We start from the raw sequence: 23,229 nt of genomic DNA on the forward strand, positions 1-23,229 counted from the left end.
TTTCAGAAACACTTGGATAAATCATAAGGAGATTCTATGCGTGTAGTGCGGCGTGAGGAGATGCGTGCGATTGATAAGCGGGCAACCGAAGAGTTCAAGATCCCCTCGATGATTCTTATGGAAAACGCAGGGCGTGGGGTTGCCGAAACGATCGAGGAGTACTTTGAGCCGGAAGGCCTTTCTGTGCTGTGCGTCTGCGGCAAGGGTAATAACGGCGGCGACGGATTCGTGGTCGCGCGGGATCTGGCCAACTCGGGTGCCGAGGTTGAAATCCTTCTACTCGGAAAGATTGATGAGCTGAAGGGCGACGCATTGGTCAACGCTCAAATAGCAAAGAGCATGGGACTCGCGATTGAGGAGGTGACCGACGAGGAGGCGTTTGAAGGAATGCAGGGGTTCGATGTGATGGTTGACGCCATCCTTGGAACAGGGTTCAAAGGCAAGCCTCTAGGCCTTGCGGGGCGTGCGATACAGCTAATCAATGAATCGAAAGCCTTCGTGGTGAGCGTTGACCTGCCCTCAGGGATTGAAGCGGACGGGATGCTCGCCGAGCCTGAGGTGGCGGTTCAGGCCGATCTTACCGTTACCATGGCCTATCTCAAACCATGCCACCTCCTATACCCAACCAGTCTATACTGCGGTGATGTCTGGGTGGCGGATATCGGAATCCCCAACACTATAATCGACAGCGAGGGAGAGCTGAGATTGATGACCTCAGAGGATGCGGCAGCACTTTTGCCCGAGCGCTCCCCTTCGGGCAACAAGGCGACCTTTGGCAAGGTATTGATAGTTGCCGGCTCCCGCGGGATGAGCGGTGCGGCGAGGCTTGCAGCCATGGCTGCCGCAAGGACAGGTGCAGGGCTTGTGTATCTGGGATTTCCGGAGACTATGGCTGATGTGTTTGATTCAAGCCTTTTGGAGACGGTCAAGCGGCCTCTTGCGGATACCGGAGACGGCCATCTGGCAGAGGGTGCGGCAGATGAGATATTAAAGATGGCCGATGACGTAAAGCTTCTGGCAATCGGCCCGGGGCTGGGAACGCATCAGGAAACGGTAGAACTCGTTAAGCGATTGTTCGCCGAGTGGAAGAAGCCTTTAATCATCGACGCGGACGGAATCAACGCCATCGCTACAGAACCTGAGCTGCTTGAGGGCAAGAAGCCGCCCCTGATCCTTACCCCTCATCCGGGTGAGCTGGCAAGATTGATCGGACGCGAAGCCAAAAAGATCGACCGTAAGAGACTGGATGTAGCCGAAGAGTATGCCAAGAAGTACAGTACCGTCCTGGTTCTCAAAGGCGCACCCACGATTATAGGTTGTCCGGCAGAAACATGGATCAACCCCACAGGCAACTCAGGCCTTGCCTCAGGCGGAACGGGGGATGTATTGACCGGCATCATCGCAGGATTGGTAGCCCAGGGCCTGGCCCTGGCCCCTGCCGCACGCCTGGGGGTATGGCTTCACGGGGCGGCAGCAGATGAGGCAGTCCAGGACATCGGCGAATACTCGCTTGTTGCAGGAGACCTCTTGGATTATCTACCCGATGCTATAGGCTCCTTGTTTGCCGACGAAGACGAAGAGATCTACGAATCGGATTAGAGAAATGAGCATCCTGCTTGCACTTCTGGCATACATCTACAACCCATCCGACTGGCAGCACTACCCGCGTCTGGATGAGATCCGCAACTTCACCGCCGACGCGTTCAACACGGTGTATATGATAACGAACGATGCAATCATCGAACTCGACGATGACTCCTCCACGCCTGAACGCATCTTTGGCGCGGCAGAAGGTCTGCCCCTAGAGATAGCGTTTGCCGTCTACGATACGGACCTGAGACGTGTCTGGGTGGTTTCAACAAGTGGTGAACTGTACACGTTCAACACCACAGGCGGGCTTGCAAGGAAGATATTCCTCACCACCACATCCTCGATCAGACGTCTGGGCATCAACCACGAGTATGTTTTCCTCGATCACGGCTCGTCCGTTCAGGCGGTGCATAAACGATCAGAACGGCAGGCGGACGTTGCACCTGACTCAACCACGGTCTGGGTCGGCTCATATAACCCGCAAAACATCCGCAAGGACTACCCCTTCCTTGCCCCCTGGGTGTTCCTTGACGAGCGAATGCACCAGATCCCCTACTCTGCGGTCTTTACGCACCGCAACAAGGCGTACGTGTCTGTCTATGGATACGGGTATCTTGTCTTTGACCGCCTTAGCTGGCGCGAGACCCTGCGCTACCAGAGCCCACGTGCAAGCGAAGTCCACTCCATCTTCGCCGCAGACAGCTCGCTTTACGCGTTCGGCAAAAACGGGGTGGACCAGCTTGTTCTGAAGCAGAAAAAGATGCTCTACCACCCCTTTGAGTGGTGGGGAACAACACGAAATGAGACGCCGTCATGGGGCGTGGGAATCATGGACAAACTGCGACGCACCAACTACGAGAAAGCGAGGCTGATCGAAGGCAACCTGTTCCTGCTTGAGCGACGCGAGGCGGATGTCTTTAACGTTGATAAAAAAGTTCTATCAGAGATCAGAACCCAATCCTGGATATACGACGTTGACTTCCGTGGTGACTCTTTATTTGTGGCCACCGACGAAGGGGTATTCCTTACATTAATCTCAAAGGGCGAACCGAAGCCCTTAAAGGACGAGCGCTCAAAGCTTTACAGGGACGATGTGCTGGCAATCGTGCGAGGCGATCATGCCCGCTACTTCTGGACAGGCAGGCTCCTGGTCAAGCAGACAGGTGAGGGTTGGGAATACTTCACCTCGCCTGGATTTATCCCTGTGCCTCAGAAGGCGATAGCCGGCCGGGACAGCTTGATCGCGCTGGGCGGAGCAGGCGGGGTGGTCATCTACAACCCTGAGACCTACTTCCAGGTTCAGTTGACAACCAAGGACGGTCTCCTATCTGACGATGTTACGGCACTTTATCTCGAGGGCAACTATCTCTGGATCGCCACCGACGCCGGGCTGCAGCGGTTTGACCTAAACGCCGTTTTTCCTTAACTTACACACCTTTTCGGACCAAAAAGCCACGCAACAACTCGTCAGGTTTGAATGCCACTCGTCGCATTTTTTGGGTGATTTTGGGCGATTTTGAGGGTTTTTCCCTCCCGTTGTGGACAGCGTGCCCCAAGGGGCACGCTGAGGTCGGTCCCTACGAGCTCTACTCTTTAATGTAGCACAGGCTCTCCAGCCTGTGGGATAATCATAAAAGAACGGGCTAGAGAGCCCGTTCCACATTTTTAATTCGGGGTCCCCGCGAAGAAACGAAGTTACTTCATGGGGTTGCTGGCTACTACTTGAGGCCCGAATATTATTAACGGGCCGACCTGAAGGTCGGCCCCTACGAGCTAGGGGGAGGGGAATAATGAATGTCATCGCGACCGACCGTCCGCCTCATTAGAGGCGGGGAAGGGTGGCGATCTATTCCCGAAGGTAATGTACCGATTCTTTCTCTGCGATCTTTTCGCCACAGGCGAAAAGGAGCATTTACTTGAGCAGCTTGGCAGCCTCCTCGGCAAGACGCTTGATAAACTCCACCTGAAGCTTCGGCTTTCCCTTCAATAATTGGAGCAGCTTTTCAGAAAGAATCCTGGGGTCATGGGAACTTTCACTGGAAGGACTGAACCCCAGCAAATCGTTTGGTGAGACCTTAAGTGCAACTGCAATCCGAAACAGCGTAGTGGCGCTTGGATTGGAGAGAAAGCGTTCGAGCTTGCTCACATACCTGGGATTTAAATCGGCTTCCTCGGCTAACTTCTCCTGGGACCATCCCAGTGCTCTCCGTCTGCTACGTATCTCTACCCCAATTCTCTTAACTAATGCAACGTCATCTGCTTTCATGTTTAAAGAACAGCATGTAGTGCGAACCTCAGCGTGCCCCCTGTGGGGTATGAGGTTCGCCAGTGTTTAGATACACTACTTGAGCAGCCTGGCAGTCTCATCTAAAAGACGCTTGAGAAGCTCCATTTGGAGCTTTGGCTTGCCTTTCAACGAGTCAAGCAGTTTCTCAAAAAGAACCCTGGGGTCATGGGAAGTTTCGCCGGAAGGACTGAAGTCCAGCAAATCGTTCGGCGATGTCTTAAGTGCAACCGCAATCCGGTTCAGTATAGTAGCGCTGGGATTGGAGAGAAAGCGTTCGATCTCGCTCAGATACTTAGGGTTTAGATCGGCTTCCTCGGCTAACTTTTCCTGCGACCACCCCAGCGCTTTCCGTCTGCTGCGTATCTCTACTCCTATCCTCTTAACTAATGCAACGTCATCTTTTTTCATATCCGAAGAATAAACAAGACAGCCCAACATTCCACCTGCTAAATACCGAAAGACTTGACAACTCCACCCATATCCTTAAAATATAAAACGCGTTTTTATTGATAACTTTAAGATGCAATGCTGATGCGAAAACAGGGGAAGATTAATGGTCGTCAACTTCGGTGGATACCGGTTCAGCGAGCCGGTTAGACTGGTGGGGTGGAAGCCGCTTCCGTCATCAGGGGTTTACGCCCTTCTGATAGCTGGCAGTTCCCTGCTTACCAGGTCTGGCTATCAGGTGATTTATTTTGGCGAATCGAAAAACCTCGCCGGGCTGAGTGTTGACGAGCACCATCCTGCCTATCCGTGCTGGCTCCTCCTGGCTGGTTCCAGAGACAATCTTTACGTCTCTGCGTATCTTACCTACAACTGGCTAAAGGCAAAAAGACAAGCCCTGGCCAAAAAACTCGCAGCAGATTACAGACCCTTCTGCAACTACGAGGCAAGGTGACTCCTTTTCCCCTTCCCCCGACGCATTGCGTCGACCCCTCCCACCAGGGGAGGAGTGGAATAATTGTCGTTGCGAGCGGCTAAAAGCCGCGAAGCAATCTCATAGCAGAAAGTGTCCACACATAGAGGTATGAGATCGCCACGGGTGCTTTCAGCATCCTCGCGATGACAAAATGTAGGGGCCGGTTTTTACAACTCCGTTGCGCTTCGCGTAAACCGGCCCGAATATTATCAGCGGGCCGACCTGAAGGTCGGCCCCTACGGGCTTAGAAAATCGGTTCTTCGTACTTCCTGATTAATTTTTCTTTCTTATCTCTTTAGGGACTTCTTTGCCCTCATCGATGTAATTAGAATCTTCAGGGTCATGTTGAGGCGTTGGTGGTTCAACAGGTTTCTGCGGTTCTTTCTTTGGTTCCTCGTCCTGATCTGGACTGCTTACAATTTCTTCGTTCACTTCAACCTCCAATAATAACGTAGATTGCAAAATACAATCCAATCAATGCTACACCTGCTCCCTCAAAAGCTAAAGAAAACCTTAACAGGTTTGTCTTAGTCTTTAAGGTCTTCTGAATTTCTTCACAAGTAGTTCTAATTGAAGCCGCTATCTGTGCTACTGTACCAACTTCTTCCGAATCGAAAGTTTCAGGTTTTCTTTTAATATATTTTTCCATAAGAGATTTCGGACTCGGATGATATGCCCATTTCCTTGGCCAAAAAGCAAAAACAGCAAGGATAAAACCAGTTAAAAGAAACAACATAGGAGGTACAAATACCCATCTCAGTTCTAACTCACTTAATGCAAATAATGCAACGACTATGGAAACGATAATCCCATCCATTCCCAAAAGAATGACCAGCTTATTATCAATTGCGTCAATAACTCTTGTCAGGTTAGCCCTCTGTTGACGCAATTCTTCAAGGACCACCACACCGCTTGGGTATAAAGACTTCTTTTCTTCCACATATTTATTATGCCACTGAAAAGTAGGTTTGTCAAGCCCGTTTCGTCTTCGCATCCTTCGGCTCGCTCACAATGCCACACTCCCCCTACCCTATGGGGTGCAGTAAAATTGGCACCCCAAGGGGCACGCTGTCCACAAGGGAGGGGGAATACCGGAAGCTATCCACATAATCCCCAAATTTCCCTTCCCTGGTGGAAGGGGATAAAGGGGAAGGGGAAAATCAGTCATTTAGTTGACATCTCCCACCTGCCGGATAACATTCCACAAATCAAAATCTAAAAATTAACCAAAGGAGGCACAATGGTTCTTCCGTTCAAAAACGAGCCATACAAGAATTTTTCCTGCGAGCCGTGCAAGAAAGCCCAACTTGAAGCCATCGCAGCACTTGAGAAAAACTACGGCAAGACCTACCCGGCGTTCATCGGCGGTAAAGAGGTTGCCGCTTCCGAAACCTTTGCGTCCATCAACCCGGCAGACAAGGACAAGGTTATCGGCCTTTTCCAGAAGGCGGACGAAAAACTCGCCGAGCAGGCGCTTCAGGCAGCTTTGGCCGCGTTCGAGTGGTGGCGGTTCTACGACTTTCGCGAGCGCGCCAACATCCTTCTCAAGGCCGCGCACATCGCCCGGCGCCGCCGCTTCGAGATCAACGCGGGCATGATCCTTGAGGAGGGCAAGAACTGGATCGAGGCCGACGTGGACACAGCCGAAGGCATCGACTTTTTAGAGTTCTATGGCCGCGAGATGCTGCGGCTCGGCCCCAACCAGCCCGTAACACCTTTCCTTGGGGAAAATAACGAGCTTCGCTACATCCCCCTGGGCGTGGGCATCATCATCCCGCCCTGGAACTTCCCATGGGCGATACTCGTGGGCATGAGTTCGGCGGCTATCGTGACCGGCAACACCATAGTGCTCAAGCCCTCGTCGGATTCACCTTACATCGGCTGGCTCTTTACCGAGATCATGCGCGAGGCCGGTCTGCCCGATGGTGTATTAAACTACCTTAGCGGTCCGGGTGCGATCGCCGGCGAGTATCTGGTCAAGCATCCAAAGACCCGGTTCATCAGCTTCACCGGTTCCAAGGAAGTAGGCCTGCGAATCGTTGAGAACGCGGCCAAGAAACAGGAAGGCCAGATATGGATCAAGCGGGTAGTGGCCGAGATGGGCGGCAAGGACTGCATCCTGGTAGACGAAGAGGCCGATCTCGACGCCGCGGTGGAAGGCGTCGCCGTTTCCGCATACGGGTTCGGAGGCCAGAAATGCTCGGCCTGCTCCCGCGCCATCATTGACGAGAAGGTCTACGACGAGTTCGTCAAAAAGCTTATTCCACGTATCAAGGAGATCACGGTCGGGGAAACCAAGGACACCGCCAACTGGATGGGCCCGGTCATCAACGAGAAGGCTTTGAAGAACACGCTGGCATACATCGAGATCGGCAAGAAGGAAGGCGAACTGCTCTGCGGCGGTAATGTTGTCGAGGGCAACGGCTTCTTCCTCGAGCCGACCGTGTTCGGCAACGTTGCATGGGATGCCCGCATTGCCCAGGAGGAGATATTCGCTCCGGTGCTGGCCATCGTTAAATGTAAGGACTTTGACGACGGGTTGCGCATCGTCAACTCCACGGAATACGGTCTTACCGGATCAGTGTACACCAACAATCGCTGTAAGATCGCCAAGGCCAAGCGGCTGTTCCACGTGGGGAATATGTATATCAACCGCAAGTGCACCGGTGCTCTGGTTGACGTGCAGCCCTTCGGCGGGTTCAACATGTCCGGCACCGACTCCAAGGCCGGCGGCAGGGACTATCTGTTGCTGTTCATGCAGGGAAAATCGATCGCTGAACGTTTTTGACGTTCTGCGATAATGCAAAGTGTAAAAGGCAAAATGCAAAGTGCACACGAAGTGACGACACTGAGCCTGCCCCTTGAGATGCTAACTTTACTGCATCTCATAGGGTATGCGTAGTAAATTGAAGGGCCGGCGAAGCCGGCCCTTTTGTTTGACATTGAACAATTAATCGCTATATTTCAGAAAGGAGGCTTAGTGAAAAGGACCCTGCTTTTATTTCTGGGATTAGTATTAACTATCGGAATCCTCGGATGCAAAGAGAAAGTTGGGGAGGACGATCGCCTAATATGGAAGTATAAGATTGGAGCGCTCTGCAAATCCTGCCCGGCAATAGACGAAGAAGGCACCATATACATAGGATCGGGAGATAATTACCTTTACGCGATAAACACAGATGGAACCCTCAAGCAGATGTGGGAAACCAGTGGCTGCCCAGCTTCACCGGTAATAAGTCTAAATAAAATCATATATGTCGGATGCGACGATGGGGATATTAATGCAATCCAAATAGGCCCACCCGATCCAGAAGATACCTTAAAACCCGTGAGTTTTTACTACCACACCAACTATAAACCCGGCTATGATGTCTCCTATTCGCCAGCCATTGGAGAAGACGGAACAATATACATGGTTCGGTATTATTACGGAGATTCTTATCTGTATGGTTCATACGAACAACTTTGTCGTTTAGGGGGCTATCCCACCCAATCTTCCCCAAGTATAGGTTCGGATGGCACAATCTATATTGAGAAGGAGTATAGCTTTTGTGCGATAAATAAAGATGGTAGTTTGAAGTGGGGATACAAATTGCCGAAAGACGAAACCAAATACAGCTCACCTTCTCCAGCGGCAATAGGTGCTGATGGCACAATCTATTTGGGATTAGGGGGCTCCCTCTATGTCCTTACCAGGAACGGCAACCTGAAATGGAGGTATAGAACCGGCTATGCAATCAATGCATCCCCTGTAATCGACAAAGCTGGGAATATCTATGTTGTTTCCGGGACTGACTGCCTCCTGGCTATCACTCCCAGAGGTAACCTCAAATGGAGGCATGAGTTTGAAGGATACATCTCCACTCCGGTGATTGGTTCGGAGGGTACCATTTACCTAGTAGAAAACAGGAAAAACATTATATGGTTTACCACATCCTTCCGCATCAAAGCTCTGCTTCACGCAATCAATTCCAATGGTAGTCTCAAATGGACATACAATGTTAGATCTGAGTGTCGACATATTACTAGATATTCCGACACGGAGATTAGCGAACCAACCATCGGCTCGGACGGCACCCTCTATTTCTCCTTTGGCAAATATCTATACGCAGTTAAGAGTGACTCAAAAGGTTTAGCCAATTCCTCTTGGCCAAGACAAGGACACGATAACCAGAATACCGGACGCGTAAACGCGCCTTAGGCGCTCATTGTAAATCTCAAATTGCAAATTTTAAATTTAGGGGGCTTGGCCTGCTTCCCTTATTTATTTTCCCACAGGACAACGTTTCTTGTAGATTTGACAACAATATAAACTTGTGTATATTTCCCAAAGGAGGAATGATGAAGAGACTATTCTCTCTAAGTATGGGATTGCTTCTTGTCATAGGCTCAATCTCATGCCAACAGGATATCAGATTAAAGTGGAAATTGAAGTTAGGTCCAAGATGCACCCCTCCGGCAATAGCTAAAGACGGCACCATATACGTGGCCTGCGAAAACGGAGGGCTATACGCTGTTAACTCAAGCGGTGAAATCATATGGCAGGATACTATTTATTCCGCGAGATTTAAAAATCTCGCGATTGGAGAGAACAGTAGACTGTATGCGGGAACAAAAGATAATTCAATATATGCTGTAACTCATCACAGAAAATTCAATCCCGAGGATACAAGCCAAGTTGGTTTACCGTTTTATGATACTAAAGATAGATATAGTCACCCTGCCTATCTCGCTCTCGCAAAAGATGGAACAGTATTCATGGCTATATATTGGAGACTTATTGCACTGGACACATCATACTATGATTTTGAACCAAGATGGGTTTTTAATTCCCCAGAACTGGGTCGTTTTGAATGCCCGCCGGCAATAGGAATGGATGGCACTATCTATTTAGGCTCAACTGACGGAAAGCTGTATGCGCTTAATCCTGACAGTACGCTCAAATGGGAATTTGAGACTGATGATAACATTTCCTCATCCCCTGTAATTGGTGCTAATGGTACATTATATCTAGGGTCTTCTGATAGCTGTTTCTATGCAGTAAATCCTGATGGAAGTCTAAAATGGAAGTTCAAAACAGGCAGTTTCATCTTCTCTGCAGCCGCAATAGGAGAAGATGGAACAATATACTTCGGTTCTGAAGACAGGCACATATATGCTTTAAGCGAAGGCGGGAAACTCAAGTGGCGTTATAAAACGGACATCTGGGATTTCTCATCCCCGGTAGTAGGTGCAGATGGTGTAATATATATAGGCCCCGGAGAGGGATGTTCTCTCTTGAGATTAATCAGTAACTTCCGCCTTAGGGGAAAACCATTTATCTATGCAATCAACCCTGATGGAACCCTTAAATGGAAATACAGAGTGAGATCGAACATAAGTGACCCGACACTAGGGGCGGACGGTACGCTCTATTTCACCTGTTCAAAACACCTTTATGCGCTCCAAACCGCTTCTCCAGGCCTTGCTTCCTCCCCCTGGCCCAAGTTCGGTGCCGATAACCAGAATACCGGACGCGTGCAGTAGCACGCGCATTTCAAATTGCAAAGTGTAAATTGCAAATTTTAAATTGGGATCAGGAAGGAGTTTTCAACTAGCCGCCCATTTGCAATTTCCCCCTTGTCTCCTTGACATATCCTTTAGCGCCGTTAAGATATAGATGATGCATCTGTTACTGTCTCTGGCGCTGCTCTCACAGACAGGCGAGGCAGAATACAGCTTCCGCCACGTGATCGAGCAAGGCGAACGTGACGGCTCGTTCTATGTTACCGCCTACGTCTCTATACCCTACTCAAGCCTTCAGTTCACAAAGTCTAACTCAGGCTACCAAGCGGGCTACCACATAACCTTTCAGCTTCTGGATCGCCGCAAGAACATCTACGGAGACGAGCGCTTCGGTGATGTAATTGTAACGGACGCCAACATCGCCAAGTCGAAAAGCCTCGCGGTAGCAGAAACCCTTAATGTCCTTCTGCCCCGGGGAAGCTACAATGCCAATCTAAGCGTAGCCGCCCTGGGTGCAACAAGACGAATCGAGAAGGAGTTTGATGTCGAGATCTTCCATCGGGCACTGGGAAGCCTGCGGATTACCGACGCTAATGGTAGCCGTATGCTTGAGCGCCCCTTTGACAGCCGCGACACCATGCTGGTGAGTGTGTCGGTGTATGAAGATGGTCTCGATTCGCTGCTTCTCGAGATTACGCGTCCGGGCGCCCCAGACTACAATAAAACCCTGACCGAACCTGACTCACAAGCATCGTGGAGTGTTGCACTTGAGGATTTCTCAAGCGGAGACTACCAGCTTTGGGTGAAGGCATTTCAAGGTAAGAAGGCAGTAGACGAACGCAAGGCTCTATTCGTCCTGCGCAATCCGTTTCGCTTCGACCCTGGGCGCTACGAGGAACTCGTTGAGAAGCTTATATACATAACGACCTTCGGTGAACGTGAGCGAATGAAGTCCGTGCCGCCTGAAGCAAGACAGGCCACCTGGGATAGCTTCTGGCTAGCAAAGGACCCAACCCCGCAAACCGACTATAACGAAGAGCTTGAGTCCTACTTTGCCAAGATCTCCTACTGCGAGCGCAACTTCGGATACGGGGATAAGGGCTACCTCTCGGATCGTGCCAGGATATACATGAGGTTCGGCCCACCGGACGAGATCGAAGACCATCCATTTGAGCCTAACAGATACCCATACATCGTTTGGACCTACAACCTTCAGGGAATGCAGTTCGTATTCGAAGAAAGGCTCGGTTTCGGCGAGTACGTGCTTGTTTATCCACAAGGCTTCCTTTCCCCATGGTAGATATGAGCGATAAACACTACCTCGTAGAGTGCCATCCCCTGATGAGGGTTGTGGTAACGGCCGCTGTAGGCCTTGAGATTAAACGTGGGGAGTATGTAGTTTTGCGATTCAAGGGTTGTGAGGACATAGGCTACGTGAGGGGATTAACCGACGATCCTCAGGCCAAGGCCATAGCCATCAGTAAGGCCGCCCCAGAGGATCTGGCCAAAAGAAAAGAAGCCAGGCAGTGGGAGAAAGAGGCGCTTGCCTCCTTCCTTGAACTTCTCGCAAAACACAACCTGTCCATGAAGGTAGTAGATGTGCACGCATGGGTGGATCGCAACAAGATCGCCTTCTACTTCCTCTCCGAACACCGCCTCGACTTCCGCAAGCTGCACAAGGAGATAGGAATGTTGCTTGGATGCAGGGTGGTCATAAAGCAGATAGGAATCCGTGATCATGCAAGGCTGATCGGTGGGCTGGGCCCATGCGGAAGACCGCTTTGCTGCACCGCATTCCTGACAGAGCTGCGCCCGATAAGTCTGCGCACCGCCAGGAGACAGAATCTCTACGTGAATCCCGAGAAGATCTCAGGTATGTGCGGACGCCTGCTGTGTTGTCTAAGATTCGAGGATGAAATCTACCCATCACCATGCCTGAAGAATGATGCAAAATCAAAGGTGCCGGACGAGGAGGACTGGGATGAGGGATTTACAAGCCACGATGAAGCAGCTAGCTAGCAGAGGTTCCCAGTTATCGGACAAAATAAACACTTGCGACGGCCGGCCGCGAGCCCGACGTTCAACCTTATCAAGATGTATGCTGGACGACTTGACGGGTTCGACGAGATAAGGAATCTTGCCCGCTGGCTTTATTCATCCGAGATCGTGAACTACGCAACATTCCTCAAAGCTGGCCGTGTGTCGGGCAAATCCCAGGGAGCCTTAGGATCCCCTGGATGGTAAAACAGCCGTGAGCCGTCAGCGGTAAGCTGTGAGCCGGAAGCCGTATACCCCTGACGGTAAAACTTGACAGACACCACGGCTGGTCTATACTTTTTCAAAAGGAGGAAGCATGAAGAGACTACACCCTTCCGTTATCTCCCCCTTGACGGGGGAGAATAAAAGAGGGGGTGGAATCATAAAGGCAACGCTTGCACTGCTTGTGGCCGCAAGCCTTTCCGCAGCGCCCGTGCTGGTCGAGGCGTATCAGGAAGGAACGATTACGATCCCTGAGGGAGAACATGATACGGTCACGGTAGTAGAACTGTCGTTCTCTGTGGATACCTCGTGTTACGTGCAGTTCACGGCGGGAGGATTAACCAGTTTCCAAACAAAGATGTTGCTAGAATTAGATGGTAATTACCTATTCCCCGCAGCGATCGTACAGGGGAGTACAACCCTATCAGCCCTTGTTGTTTATACCTGCCTGATTACTCCGGGGGAACATACCGTTCGTTTTAAGGGAATTACCCTTATACGAGGCCCTTCCACTTTTTATAACGCCTACCTTCAGGTCCTTATTTTCCTGCCGGACACGACCAGCGGTGTGGCGGAGCAGCCCACCAGCGATGCCGAGCCAACGGGTGCCACGCCGAGCCTCATCAGCCAAGGCCCTTACGTGAACGTGGCCGGCGCAACCGAGCTGGTGGATGCAACAGGGAGAGTGATCGAGGGCGCAATCTCAGATGACAAGGTCTTCATCTCCAACCTGCCTACCGGCACCTACTTCGCAAGGGATGAAGATCGGACGATAGTAAAGATCGTCAAGGTAGAATAAACCGCAGATTACGCAGATTGCACCGATTTAAGGCCGCCTGCGGGCGGCCCCTTTTATTTGACAGCCCTCTTGTCTGGATTACAATAAACGACTAATCCAAAGGAGGAATTATGAAAAGAGCCCTTTTGGTGCTATTTGTGCTCGCTCTAGCGGCGTGGGCCACGCCCAACCTCATCTCGTACCAGGGCAAGCTGGATAAGGATGGGGAGCCCTTTTCAGGCGAGGCCTCGATGAACTTTGCTCTCTATGAGAGCGAGGATGCCACAACCTCATTCTGGGAGGAAACTCAAACCGTAATTGTGGTAGACGGTATCTTCAATGTGCTTTTAGGTTCAGTAACCGAACTTCCTGCTTTACCCACAGACGGATGCTGGCTTGAGGTTGTAATAGATGGCGACGCCCTACCGCGCCAGCAGATAACCAGCGTGCCCTACGCCCAAGTAGCCGATCAAGCCTATTCGCATTTCAAGATGGTAGAGGATACGGCAATGGATTATGACTGCCCCGCGGATGGTATCTTGTTAGTGGGTTATTGGATACAGGGAGCAGCATTATATCGTAGTGTTCATTTATATGTGGATGACATGAGAGTTGCGGGATGGCCGGGAAACAACATTGAATCTTTCATCTGTACAGCTATAGCAATAGAGGAAGGTTCACACAGAATACGAATAACTGTTTCGCCTGGGGCTACGATTACGGACGTTCGTCTTTGGGCGATTTTTATGAGGTGAGGCGATGTTGATTTTGCTTCTTTTCTCGGCCTGGGCGCTGGCAGGCACCATGCCTGCATTAGGCACTGAGACCTCTACCCTGGGCCAGCCAGTAATAGGTATAGCCGAGGGTTCGTCGTGGACAGTCTATTCCGGCTTCTGGTACGTGGAGCCTTTGTCTGGCATAGAGGAGGCCCCGAATACCCCGGATATAAACCCCCCGATCGCACCTAAAGGCGTCTATCGTGTCGGAGAGGCTATCCCTTTGGAAGCCGGAGCCGCCGTCTACGACGCCACCGGAAGACTCTTAGAACATCCTGAAGCTTCTTGGATTCCCGGAGTGCCAGGGGTGTATTTCTTGAAGACGGAAACCCAAATACAGAAAGTGGTAGTGGTAAGATAGTCTCGTAGATAGGAAACAAAACTACAGCAAACATCAAAAACAATGCACCAAATTGCATAATAAACACCTCTCCCCGGGGGCAATTTGCATAGTCGCCGACAACTCATAACGTGGACCTAGGCATATAGGAAATGATCTGTGCTATTCAAGCAGGACGGCGGCCATGGCTGAGATGCCCTCTTTGCGGCCAACGAACCCCATACCCTCCCCCCTCTTTGGCTTTATTGCGATGTTGGTTGTGGGAATACCCAGGATTCCTGATATGCGCTCACGCATCTTATCCCGGTAAGGAACCAGCTTAGGTTCTTCGGCGAGCACGGTGCAGTCAAGATTGACGATACTGTAACCTTGTTCCCGTACCAAAACCACTACTCTCTCAAGGAGCGCGGTGCTGTCAGCGTCTTTGTAGGCTGGATCGGTGTCAGGAAAGAGTTCTCCGATGCTTGGAAGCCCTGCCGCGCCGAGGAGCGCATCGGCTATCGCGTGAAGTAGAACGTCTGCGTCCGAATGGCCCGAAAGACCCCGGTCGTAGTGTATCTTTACCCCGCCGATTACCAAGGGTCTATCCTTAACAAGAGGATGAGAATCGAAACCGAACCCTACTCGCATGTGGTGATTATAGGAATAATAGAGGCCGGTGTCAAACCGGCTACCGTCTCATCTGCGATCTTTTTGCTTTAGCAAAAAGGAGCATCTTTATCGGGGTCCCCATGCGCTCGCTACGCGAGCGCATGGGGCACTAAAAAAACCCCTGGAGAGGCAGGACGCACTCTCCAGGGGAGGGGGTGAGGGAAGGGAGGTGTGTTACGGGAATCTCTTTCGAACCTTATTTCCTCTCACCAAGGCCTTCATCTCCATTCCTATTTGTTTCTAATCTAATCTTAATCAAAATTCAGAACTTGTCAAGTCCCTTGTGGTTAATTGAAACTAGTCTTCTTTTTCGTTTGGTCGGTAACCGATCCTATGATAGGGATTCACCACACTTGATGCAACGTTCTTGAGATGTGCGCTGACCCTTTTTATGTACCGGGACAGAAGTGCTGCTACAATTCCTTCCTTAACCGCGATGTCTTTGCTCTCGATGAGTTGATCCATCAGTCTATCGGCCTGCATGGCAAGATTAGCCTGATCTGCCATCACCTTGCGAGCCAGCTCGGTGTCGCTCTCGGTGATTGCGATCTTGGTCTCTCTAAACATCTCTTTGACTCGCTGTGCCATGGGGCGCAGAGCGTCAAAGGCGCCGCCCGAGATAGGCTTGGGATAGTGCTTGGCTATCTCATCCAGGTTCTTCACATAGTCACCGATACGCTCAAGGTCAATCACGAGTATTGCGAGAACGAACGTTGCGTTGATGTCCTGTGCAGGGTTTATTGCAAGATGTTCGAGTATCCGACGCCTGATGGCAATCTGCAGCTCGTTCAGATGGCGGTCTATCTTATAAAGATCCTCGACCTTGCCTGAGCCGGTAATCATCTCCCAGGCGGCGCTAAACATACTCTCGGAGATGTCGAACATCTTGAATAAATCCTCCATACACAACTTCAACAACCCTGACCCCTTCCAGATACTGAGAAGATTCTTCATACTTACCTCCTAAGAAGTAAAATCAACCCAACAGGGATGATCACAAAGATAACTGCAATGTAGACAAAAGCAAGCCAGCGGCGGTTCGCAACACTTTTCCCTACCAACCTCGCAAGGGTAAGTGGCACTATCTTCAACGGATACCAGATGGCTATCCCGAAGATGTTAAAAATAAGATGAGCGAACGCAACCTGTATTGCAAAAGGCGAACCGGTTACCAACGCAGCAAGGATTGCGGTAACCGTCGTCCCCACGTTAGCCCCAAGGGTGTAGGGAAATATCCGTTCAAGCGCAACAAGACCCGCACCCACAAGAGGCACGATGAAGGATGTAGTCACAGATGAAGACTGAATTACAGACGTGATTACCAAACCCAAGAGAAACGCACGCACCGCCCCACCGAAGAGATAGCGGTCTATCACAACCTCGGTCTTGGAACCCACAAGCTTACGCATCGTATCAACCATGAACTTAAGCCCGAAGAAGAGGAAGACAAGAGCTATAGGTAGACTGAAGTAGACCTTTGAGCCAACCAGATGGATAATCGCTTTAGCCACCGGCTTCACCGCGATCTGCAAGGGACCCAACACCTTGAAGCCGCCTATCCCGGTAAAACCCTTGGCAAGAAACCCGGAGACGTATCCAATAGGATGCAGGAATATCTCCAGCGGCAGGAGGACCGCCACGGCAAGGATATTAAAGATGTCATGAACCATCGCTGCGGGGAAGGCCCTGGTGAACTCATCCCTTCGCGAGACGTGGTAAAGTGAAACAAGTGCGTTGGTGATTGTGGTACCTATGTTGGCTCCCATGATGATGGGTATGGCGTGTTCCACTGAAAGCGTCCCTGCAGCAACAAAGCATACAACCAGCGAGGTGGTGGCTGAGGAACTCTGAATAATAACGGTGACAAGTATACCTATAAACAGACCCGTTACTGGATTTCTAGTCATCGTTATGAGCAGCTCGGCAAAGGGCATCCCAAGGAGCTTGAGTGAGCCGGAGATCATCTCGATGCTTAAAAGAAACGCATAGAGTGCTGCAACAAATATAACTATCCGCAGAGCACGTTTCAAGACACGGGGGGGCTTTCTTTCCGGTGCCAGGGATTCACTCAAGTTTGAACTCCTCTACGATTTTATAGATGGGTCCATTTGGGGTAAGGGTGCTTTGATAGAGGGTGAAGCTGGAGGCAGTAAAGGAGAGCCCTTCCGGTAGAGTGAATGAGTCAAGCCGAAGCGGTGAAGGATAGCGAAGACGAGCAAGCGTAATGTGTGGATGGTAGCGTCTTTTCTCCGATTCGAACCCTTGGCCCACCAAACATCCCTCAAGGCGATTAAACAGATTACTGGATTCTTCTGCCCCCTCTGAAAGTCCCCACCAGAACACACGGGCGCGCCTGGGATTAGGAAACGCTCCTAGTGATCCAAGCACCATCCGGAATCCCTCCAGACCTGATGCAGTCTCGCGCGCCGCTCCAATGATAGCAGTCAGTCTGGTTTCTTCCACCTCTCCCATGAATCTCAGCGTGATGTGGAGGTTCTTCTCTTCCACCCACTTCATGCGGGGAAGCCGAGTCCTCAAAGTTTCTAAAAAATCACCAACCTGTTTGCGGATGTCTGGGGGCAGCCCTATGCCAAAGAAAACCCTCATCAGGCGAAGTATAACCCTGCGCCTGCGGATGTCAAGAACGTAGGGGCACGGCACAGCGTGCCCCTACAGCAAATTGCGCCGCAGTAGATCCAACGCAGCCACAACGCTTCGCTCGCGGATTGATGAACGATCTCCTGGAAAAACGAAGCGTTTGATCCGAACCGAATCCTGGGAGGCCAGAGCGATATAGACCAATCCCACAGGCTTGGTTCTCGTTGCACCGCCAGGACCTGCGATACCTGTGATACCTATACCATAGGTCGAGTTGAAGCGCTCACGAACTCCCTCGGCCATCGCCTTGGCAACTTCCGGACTCACCGCACCGTGACGTTTAAGTAGGATGTGTGGAAGACCAAGAAAATCCTCTTTTGCCTTGTTCGAGTAGCTTACCACACCACCTAGGAAATAATTTGAGCTTCCTGCAACGTCTACGATGCTTGAGGCAAGCATCCCGCCGGTGCAGCTCTCAGCCACTGACAGGGTCTCACCACGACTAAGAAGCAGTTCCACTACTACCTCTGAGAGTTCTTTTCGCCCCACAGCGTAGAGATCGTCTTCAAGTATGCGGCTTAGTTCCTTCAAAGCTTGAGATTTCTCAGCGGCGCAAGCAGCCTGGATCCTTAAATCAACCCCGCCCCGCCTGGGAAGGTAGGAGACCTTAAGGTCGCTAAGACGGGAAAGCACAGGCGCTACCCGCTTCGCAAGCTCGGTCTCTATGGTTCCCACGGTGCGCAGAAGCAGGATGTGAGGGACACTGAGTTCAAAGTTTTCCTCAAGATACGGGAGGAGGGCGGTCTCGGTGATCGCCTGTATCTCCATGGGAACACCGGGCAGCATAACGAGCATGCGATTGTTGTCCTTAAGGATGATACCTGGTGCCGCGCCTGCTGGATTCGTAAAAAGTTCTGCTCCTCTCGGCACCTGAGCCTGGGTTTTGGCGACGGAGTCCATCTTGCGGCCAAGCCTGGAGTAACGTTTGGCAAGGAGATTAAGGAGCCGCTTGTTCGCATAAAGCTGGCGGTTGAATATATCAGCGGCTACTGCACGGGTGGAGTCGTCTGAGGTCGGGCCAAGCCCGCCGCATGAGATCACGAAACCGGTGCGCTCAAGCGCCTCGACGAGGACCTCTCGCAACTGCTCAGGGTCATCCCCGCTAAAGGTCACACGGGAGACTGAGATCCCAATAGATAGAAGTCTTGCGGCCAGATACGCAACGTTCGACTCACGCACCGCCCCTGAAAGGAGCTCGTCGCCGATTATCACCAGTTCTACGTTGTGACTAGCCATGGAATAAAGGAACCGGGATAAGCAGGATTAACCTGATAAGACCGTTGGTCACAACCCCTGCAGCCAGATCGTCAGCCATCACACCCCAGCCGCCGGGCAAACGCTCAAGTAAGCGCAGAGGAGGGGGTTTGAAGATATCAAGAAGTCGGAACAGGATAAAAGCTATGCCAAAGATCAGGATCGAACCGAGCAGGGATACTGGACGCGGTAGCCAGAATAATGCAACAAGCATCCCGCAGAACTCATCGAAGGTGATTCGTTTATCATCATGTTTCCATCCTTTGCGTTCGGCGTAGAAGCCGCCCCATACCCCTAACGCGGAAAGGATTATAATCACAGCCGCAAGTATCAAAGGATAAGGTGCAAGGAACCATGCCGGAACCAACGCGATCAAGCTCGCCACCGTCCCCCCTCCCCTTGGAATATAACCCGTTCCCAAGACTGAGAGGGCAAGCCGCACTGAAAGCAAGGGTTTAGAAGTATCCATACATCAACGCAAACCCATTCCCCCAACGCCAACCAAGTTGCAGCTCCAAGCTAGGTTCTGCGCTTGCGCGAGGGCAGGATATTTTCCAACTCGATCACTAATGGAGCCACGATGAACGAGGAGGAGTAGGTTCCGATTACGACACCTATGGTCATGGTCATCGCGAATGGGAAGATCGCAGTACCCGACGCAAAGATCACTACAGCCACTGACACGAAGAGAGTGGTAAGCGAGGTAACGATGGTTCGGGAAAGGGCCATGTTGATGCCTGAATCGATATTTTCGGTAAGCGTCGCGCCGCGACGGGTCTTTATAAGCTCCTGGATACGCTTGGAGATAACGATAGAGTCGTTCACCGAGTAACCTATGATGGTAAGTAAAGCGGCGATAACAGTGATGTCTATACGGATACCTGCAAGCGTGATTATTCCAAGGGTTATCCATATGTCGTGGAAGACCGCGACTACAGTGCCGACGCCGAAGCGAAAGTCAATCCTAATCCAGATGTAGATAAGGATCAGAGCCAGCCCCAGAAGCAAGGCAAGTATAGCATCCCACTGGAGTTCCTTGCCGAAGGCGGCAGATACCGTCTCCTCGCCGGTAAGCGTCACCTCAAGGCCAGGATATTTGGTCTCGAGTTTATCAATCACCCGCAGACTGAAGCTTTTTTGTTCGTCTTTCTCTATCAGCAGGGTCTTCGGCGTGGTCTGGATCTGAAACGACGAGGTGCCTGTGCTCACATCCTGGATACGAAAGATCTTGACATCGGTTTCTCCAAGCTCGGCAAGAGCGGATCGGATCTTCTCTGTGGTCATAGGGTCGGAGAAGGAAAGCCCTATCTTTGATCCACCCTCGAAATCGATCCCGTAGTCAGGCCCGCCTTTCACGATAAGCAGGATAAGGGTAAGCACGATAAGTGCGCCGGAGGCGATGAAACCTATGTAACGAAGGCGGCTGAAGGGGATGTGTGTTTCTTTGAGTATCTGCAGCATCTCCTCTCCTAGATGTAGAGTTTTCGGTCAGGACGTTTGAACAGGTAGAGGTCGAAGAGGCCCTTGGAGAAGTAGATCGCGGTAACCATGTTTATAATCAATCCAACGATGAGTGTGATGGCGAATCCGCGCACCGGCCCGGAGTTGAAGACGGCAAGTATTATTGCTGCTATGATCGTCGTGATGTTGGCATCTATAATCACCCGCCAGGCTTTACTGTAACCCGTCTCAACAGCCGAACGTGGGAACTTGCCAGTCATTAACTCCTCCCGTATTCGTTCATAGATTAAGACGTTCGCGTCCACCGCCATACCGATGGTAAGGGCGATGGCTGCCAGACCAGGCAATGTAAGAGTGGCTCTGAACCCGGCAAGGATAGCAAGTAGCCCGAAAAGGTTGAAGATAAGGGCCGCCACCGCTACAAGTCCTGAGCCGGTGTAGTAGATAATTATGAATAAAACGACTGCGGCCAAACCGATGATGATGGCTATAACGCCTGCACGGATGGAGTCGCGCCCTAAGGTAGGGCTAACCGTTCGCTCCTCGACGATGCGCAAAGGAACAGGCAGGGCACCGTGCCTGATGAGTATGGCCAGATCCCTCATCTCCTCTCCGGCCCTATCGTTACTCGTAATCGTGGCAGCCGAACCCGGTGGAATGCGTTCCTTTATTACCGGAGCAGACTTCACCACATCATCGAAAACGATCGCCAGACGTTCGCCGACGTTGTTGCCGGTCACATTGGCAAATCGCGCCTGGCCGCTGCGCTGAAGATCCATCTCAGTCATCCAGGTTCCCTGGTAGTTGGGGTCGTTGCCCTGGTAGGGCTTGGCTCTGGCGTCCTTGATGTCTGCACCGGTGATCTCGGCCCTCTTCTTTACCACGTAGACCCTGCGAATGGTTCGTCCCTCAACCTCCTCCTCATGGCCGAAAAGAATCTCAGCATCTGAGGGAACCACCGCACGGGTCTCATCAACAAGCTTCTTGAATGCCCAATACTTACGCTTCTCAACAGCGGCGTCGTTCCTGGCAGGAACAAGATACCCGCTGAACGGCCTTGCGCCTCCGAGCGAGTCCCCTGAAAGATGCACATCTATGTCGGAAAATATCTTCATGGTAGCTTCAGGGCTCGCAAGCAGCCTGAACTCAAGTAATCCTGTCTTTCCTATTACCTCAAGCGCTCTCTCCCTGTACGCGATCCCGGGAAGCTGGACCTGCATGCGGTTCTTTCCAACTCGCTGTATGTTAGGTTCGCTGACACCAAGGTCATCTACGCGATCCCTTATGATGCTTATGGCGTTGTCAGTGGCGCTCGCCACCTCTTGGGGGGAGAAATCTCTGCCAGAGGTATCCGCCTCAAGCACAAGGTGCATCCCACCCACAAGATCAAGCCCAAGGTGGAGCGCCCTCTTCTCGAGTGCCATACGCTCCTCTTCATCCAGATCGGTTGATACGAGCAGCCTGAGCGTAGGGTAAAGAAGAACACCGCCTATCACTAAAGCCAGTATGAAGAGAACCAACTTGATCCACAGACTTCGCTTCATCAAACCTCCTTGAGGGGTTTGCCGGATTCTTCTCTCATCAAACTTTCTTTCCCATAAGGTGCCCCATCTCTCTTACCGCCTGCCTAATACCTACCTTCAGTGCCCGCGCCACGATCGTAAAGCCTATTGAAGCGCCGACTATCTCTTCTATCTCCATGAGCGGCGCGATGTTATCGTAGTCGAGCGCGTGCCCGACGTGCGCTTCAATACCCAATGTGTTGGCGAACCCTGCCATCTTACGGAAAGACTCGATGAATTCAAGATAACTCCCAGAGCCGCTGGGATACGCTCGTGCGTAATGATCGGTGTTGAACTCGACCCTCTTGGCCCCGAGCTTTTGGGCAAGCTCTATCATCTCCTCGGCGGCCTCGATGAAGACCGAGAGACGGATACCTGCGCCGGTGATGCGTTCAGCATAGGGCTTGACATCCTTAAAGCGCGCCCGCAGATCAAGACCGCCCTGGGTAGTAACCTCTTCCGGACGTTCGGGAACCAGACTCACCTGGTGCGGCTTGATCTCAAGTGCGATCCGCGTCATCTCTTCAGTGGCGGCCATCTCCAGATTAAGCTCGCCGCTGATCGCCTCCTTTAGCCGACGGACGTCAGCCTCCTTTATATGCCGACGGTCACAGCGCAGATGACAGGTTATACCGTCAGCCCCGCCTGTCTCGGCTTCCAAAGCAAACTCAACCGGGTCAGGAAAACGCTCGCGCCGAGCCTCGCGCAGGGTGGCGATATGATCCACGTTGACACTGAGCTCACGCATAAACGGAAGGATACTTGCAAAAAGGGAGTATGTCAAGATTTACGAAGTCCACCTAAATACTGTAGAGGCCAAGAAGACTTGACGATCGCCCGAATTGGATTACCAGCCAGACATGCCCGAAAACGATCCTTGCAAAGCCAAGCGATTCTGGGAGGAGTGCTTTGCCAAAACCGAACCTGACATCAAGTTGCTTTTGGAGAGGAGTTTTTCTCCAATGATAACTCTCGTGCATACATCCTCAGACCGAAGGGGGAAGAATTCCCAATAGCGTAGTCCCCAACGCTTTCCAAGGTGTTGCACTTCATTATTGAACCCACGGACTCAAAAGATGGGCACGCAAAGAAAAAGATAAGCCGCCTAACGTCGCGGAGACGACTCCTATCTGCCCCGCATACTTAGAACGATGTTTTGACCCTAAACAAAGTTTCACCAAGAATCAAC

General features: G+C 51.5%; 23 protein-coding genes. 11 read left to right on the forward strand and 12 right to left on the reverse strand.

Annotated features, from left to right (window positions below):
• Window positions 1-36 precede the first annotated feature (36 nt).
• Both CEE36_04955 and CEE36_04960 read left to right on the forward strand, forming a co-directional pair.
• Window positions 37-1,599, forward strand: coding sequence for a bifunctional ADP-dependent NAD(P)H-hydrate dehydratase/NAD(P)H-hydrate epimerase (locus CEE36_04955; GenBank protein ID TKJ43100.1), 1,563 nt, complete (start codon window positions 37-39; stop codon window positions 1,597-1,599).
• Between the two features lie 4 nt (window positions 1,600-1,603).
• Window positions 1,604-3,016: a hypothetical protein gene (locus CEE36_04960; GenBank protein ID TKJ43101.1), complete on the forward strand. Its 1,413-nt coding sequence runs from the start codon at window positions 1,604-1,606 to the stop codon at window positions 3,014-3,016.
• Window positions 3,017-3,502: 486 nt separating this feature from the next.
• Here the strand turns inward: CEE36_04960 and CEE36_04965 are convergent, their stop codons facing one another.
• Entirely contained in the window at window positions 3,503-3,856 is a 354-nt protein-coding gene (locus CEE36_04965; protein ID TKJ43102.1) for a hypothetical protein, read from the reverse strand.
• Between the two features lie 75 nt (window positions 3,857-3,931).
• Window positions 3,932-4,315 carry a hypothetical protein gene (locus tag CEE36_04970; GenBank protein TKJ43103.1) on the reverse strand — a complete coding sequence of 128 codons (384 nt, stop codon included), beginning with the start codon at window positions 4,313-4,315 and terminating at the stop codon, window positions 3,932-3,934.
• 115 nt (window positions 4,316-4,430) lie between these two features.
• Between CEE36_04970 and CEE36_04975 the strand changes: the two genes are divergently transcribed.
• Window positions 4,431-4,775 carry a hypothetical protein gene (locus CEE36_04975; protein TKJ43104.1) on the forward strand — a complete coding sequence of 115 codons (345 nt, stop codon included), beginning with the start codon at window positions 4,431-4,433 and terminating at the stop codon, window positions 4,773-4,775.
• A gap of 454 nt (window positions 4,776-5,229) precedes the next feature.
• On the opposite strand, the gene CEE36_04980 is transcribed toward CEE36_04975, so the two are convergent.
• Window positions 5,230-5,790 carry a hypothetical protein gene (locus tag CEE36_04980; protein TKJ43105.1) on the reverse strand — a complete coding sequence of 187 codons (561 nt, stop codon included), beginning with the start codon at window positions 5,788-5,790 and terminating at the stop codon, window positions 5,230-5,232.
• 246 nt (window positions 5,791-6,036) lie between these two features.
• Here CEE36_04980 and pruA point away from each other — a divergent pair, with 246 nt between their 5' ends.
• The 8 genes from pruA to CEE36_05020 all read left to right on the forward strand — a co-directional run bounded on the left by pruA (window position 6,037) and on the right by CEE36_05020 (window position 14,475).
• Window positions 6,037-7,584, forward strand: coding sequence for an L-glutamate gamma-semialdehyde dehydrogenase (gene pruA, locus CEE36_04985; protein ID TKJ43106.1), 1,548 nt, complete (start codon window positions 6,037-6,039; stop codon window positions 7,582-7,584).
• A gap of 144 nt (window positions 7,585-7,728) precedes the next feature.
• A complete protein-coding gene (locus CEE36_04990) occupies window positions 7,729-8,997 on the forward strand; it encodes a cell surface protein (GenBank protein ID TKJ43107.1) in 1,269 nt (422 codons plus the stop codon).
• A 164-nt stretch (window positions 8,998-9,161) separates the two neighbouring features.
• Entirely contained in the window at window positions 9,162-10,322 is a 1,161-nt protein-coding gene (locus CEE36_04995) for a cell surface protein (protein ID TKJ43197.1), read from the forward strand.
• 133 nt (window positions 10,323-10,455) lie between these two features.
• Window positions 10,456-11,601 carry a hypothetical protein gene (locus CEE36_05000; protein ID TKJ43108.1) on the forward strand — a complete coding sequence of 382 codons (1,146 nt, stop codon included), beginning with the start codon at window positions 10,456-10,458 and terminating at the stop codon, window positions 11,599-11,601.
• Entirely contained in the window at window positions 11,595-12,320 is a 726-nt protein-coding gene (locus CEE36_05005) for a hypothetical protein (GenBank protein ID TKJ43109.1), read from the forward strand. Before CEE36_05000 ends, CEE36_05005 begins: the two co-directional genes overlap by 7 nt.
• A 334-nt stretch (window positions 12,321-12,654) precedes the next feature.
• Window positions 12,655-13,359, forward strand: coding sequence for a hypothetical protein (locus CEE36_05010; protein ID TKJ43110.1), 705 nt, complete (start codon window positions 12,655-12,657; stop codon window positions 13,357-13,359).
• 110 nt (window positions 13,360-13,469) lie between these two features.
• Window positions 13,470-14,093, forward strand: coding sequence for a hypothetical protein (locus tag CEE36_05015; GenBank protein ID TKJ43111.1), 624 nt, complete (start codon window positions 13,470-13,472; stop codon window positions 14,091-14,093).
• Between the two features lie 4 nt (window positions 14,094-14,097).
• Complete coding sequence (locus tag CEE36_05020; GenBank protein ID TKJ43112.1) at window positions 14,098-14,475, forward strand: hypothetical protein; 378 nt, start codon at window positions 14,098-14,100, stop codon at window positions 14,473-14,475.
• A 141-nt stretch (window positions 14,476-14,616) separates the two neighbouring features.
• On the opposite strand, the gene CEE36_05025 is transcribed toward CEE36_05020, so the two are convergent.
• From CEE36_05025 to CEE36_05065, 9 genes are all read right to left on the reverse strand, one after another.
• Window positions 14,617-15,084: a 2-C-methyl-D-erythritol 2,4-cyclodiphosphate synthase gene (locus CEE36_05025; protein ID TKJ43113.1), complete on the reverse strand. Its 468-nt coding sequence runs from the start codon at window positions 15,082-15,084 to the stop codon at window positions 14,617-14,619.
• Between the two features lie 318 nt (window positions 15,085-15,402).
• Window positions 15,403-16,059, reverse strand: a complete 657-nt coding sequence (locus CEE36_05030; protein TKJ43114.1) for a hypothetical protein — start codon at window positions 16,057-16,059, stop codon at window positions 15,403-15,405.
• A gap of 2 nt (window positions 16,060-16,061) precedes the next feature.
• Window positions 16,062-17,177: a hypothetical protein gene (locus CEE36_05035; protein TKJ43115.1), complete on the reverse strand. Its 1,116-nt coding sequence runs from the start codon at window positions 17,175-17,177 to the stop codon at window positions 16,062-16,064.
• Window positions 17,170-17,766: an RNA 2',3'-cyclic phosphodiesterase gene (locus tag CEE36_05040; protein TKJ43116.1), complete on the reverse strand. Its 597-nt coding sequence runs from the start codon at window positions 17,764-17,766 to the stop codon at window positions 17,170-17,172. Before CEE36_05040 ends, CEE36_05035 begins: the two co-directional genes overlap by 8 nt.
• Before the next feature lie 9 nt (window positions 17,767-17,775).
• Window positions 17,776-18,999, reverse strand: coding sequence for a competence/damage-inducible protein A (locus tag CEE36_05045; GenBank protein TKJ43117.1), 1,224 nt, complete (start codon window positions 18,997-18,999; stop codon window positions 17,776-17,778).
• Window positions 18,992-19,486 (reverse strand): phosphatidylglycerophosphatase A, encoded by a 495-nt coding sequence (locus CEE36_05050; protein ID TKJ43118.1) that lies wholly within the window; start codon window positions 19,484-19,486, stop codon window positions 18,992-18,994. The genes CEE36_05045 and CEE36_05050 overlap by 8 nt, the downstream gene beginning before the upstream one ends.
• 50 nt (window positions 19,487-19,536) lie before the next feature.
• A complete protein-coding gene (secF, locus tag CEE36_05055; protein ID TKJ43119.1) occupies window positions 19,537-20,478 on the reverse strand; it encodes a protein translocase subunit SecF in 942 nt (313 codons plus the stop codon).
• 8 nt (window positions 20,479-20,486) lie between these two features.
• Window positions 20,487-22,022, reverse strand: coding sequence for a protein translocase subunit SecD (secD, locus tag CEE36_05060; GenBank protein ID TKJ43120.1), 1,536 nt, complete (start codon window positions 22,020-22,022; stop codon window positions 20,487-20,489).
• 37 nt (window positions 22,023-22,059) lie between these two features.
• A complete protein-coding gene (locus tag CEE36_05065) occupies window positions 22,060-22,788 on the reverse strand; it encodes a pyridoxine 5'-phosphate synthase (protein ID TKJ43121.1) in 729 nt (242 codons plus the stop codon).
• Between the last annotated feature and the right edge of the window lie 441 nt (window positions 22,789-23,229).

This window comes from candidate division TA06 bacterium B3_TA06 (genome assembly GCA_005223075.1).
GTDB lineage: Bacteria > Hydrothermota > Tepidihabitantia > B3-TA06 > B3-TA06 > B3-TA06.

Coding starts and splice junctions, on each gene's coding strand:
- CEE36_05030 (TKJ43114.1), bottom strand. CDS start 16,059: ATGAAGAATCTTCTCAGTATCTGGAAGGGGTCAGGGTTGTTGAAGTTG.
- CEE36_04955 (TKJ43100.1), top strand. CDS start 37: ATGCGTGTAGTGCGGCGTGAGGAGATGCGTGCGATTGATAAGCGGGCA.
- CEE36_05020 (TKJ43112.1), top strand. CDS start 14,098: ATGTTGATTTTGCTTCTTTTCTCGGCCTGGGCGCTGGCAGGCACCATG.
- CEE36_05010 (TKJ43110.1), top strand. CDS start 12,655: ATGAAGAGACTACACCCTTCCGTTATCTCCCCCTTGACGGGGGAGAAT.
- secD (TKJ43120.1), bottom strand. CDS start 22,022: ATGAAGCGAAGTCTGTGGATCAAGTTGGTTCTCTTCATACTGGCTTTA.
- pruA (TKJ43106.1), top strand. CDS start 6,037: ATGGTTCTTCCGTTCAAAAACGAGCCATACAAGAATTTTTCCTGCGAG.
- CEE36_04960 (TKJ43101.1), top strand. CDS start 1,604: ATGAGCATCCTGCTTGCACTTCTGGCATACATCTACAACCCATCCGAC.
- CEE36_05065 (TKJ43121.1), bottom strand. CDS start 22,788: ATGCGTGAGCTCAGTGTCAACGTGGATCATATCGCCACCCTGCGCGAG.
- CEE36_05005 (TKJ43109.1), top strand. CDS start 11,595: ATGGTAGATATGAGCGATAAACACTACCTCGTAGAGTGCCATCCCCTG.
- CEE36_04965 (TKJ43102.1), bottom strand. CDS start 3,856: ATGAAAGCAGATGACGTTGCATTAGTTAAGAGAATTGGGGTAGAGATA.
- secF (TKJ43119.1), bottom strand. CDS start 20,478: ATGCTGCAGATACTCAAAGAAACACACATCCCCTTCAGCCGCCTTCGT.
- CEE36_05000 (TKJ43108.1), top strand. CDS start 10,456: ATGATGCATCTGTTACTGTCTCTGGCGCTGCTCTCACAGACAGGCGAG.
- CEE36_05015 (TKJ43111.1), top strand. CDS start 13,470: ATGAAAAGAGCCCTTTTGGTGCTATTTGTGCTCGCTCTAGCGGCGTGG.
- CEE36_04995 (TKJ43197.1), top strand. CDS start 9,162: ATGGGATTGCTTCTTGTCATAGGCTCAATCTCATGCCAACAGGATATC.
- CEE36_05050 (TKJ43118.1), bottom strand. CDS start 19,486: ATGGATACTTCTAAACCCTTGCTTTCAGTGCGGCTTGCCCTCTCAGTC.
- CEE36_05025 (TKJ43113.1), bottom strand. CDS start 15,084: ATGCGAGTAGGGTTCGGTTTCGATTCTCATCCTCTTGTTAAGGATAGA.
- CEE36_04980 (TKJ43105.1), bottom strand. CDS start 5,790: ATGCGAAGACGAAACGGGCTTGACAAACCTACTTTTCAGTGGCATAAT.
- CEE36_04975 (TKJ43104.1), top strand. CDS start 4,431: ATGGTCGTCAACTTCGGTGGATACCGGTTCAGCGAGCCGGTTAGACTG.
- CEE36_05045 (TKJ43117.1), bottom strand. CDS start 18,999: ATGGCTAGTCACAACGTAGAACTGGTGATAATCGGCGACGAGCTCCTT.
- CEE36_04970 (TKJ43103.1), bottom strand. CDS start 4,315: ATGTTGGGCTGTCTTGTTTATTCTTCGGATATGAAAAAAGATGACGTT.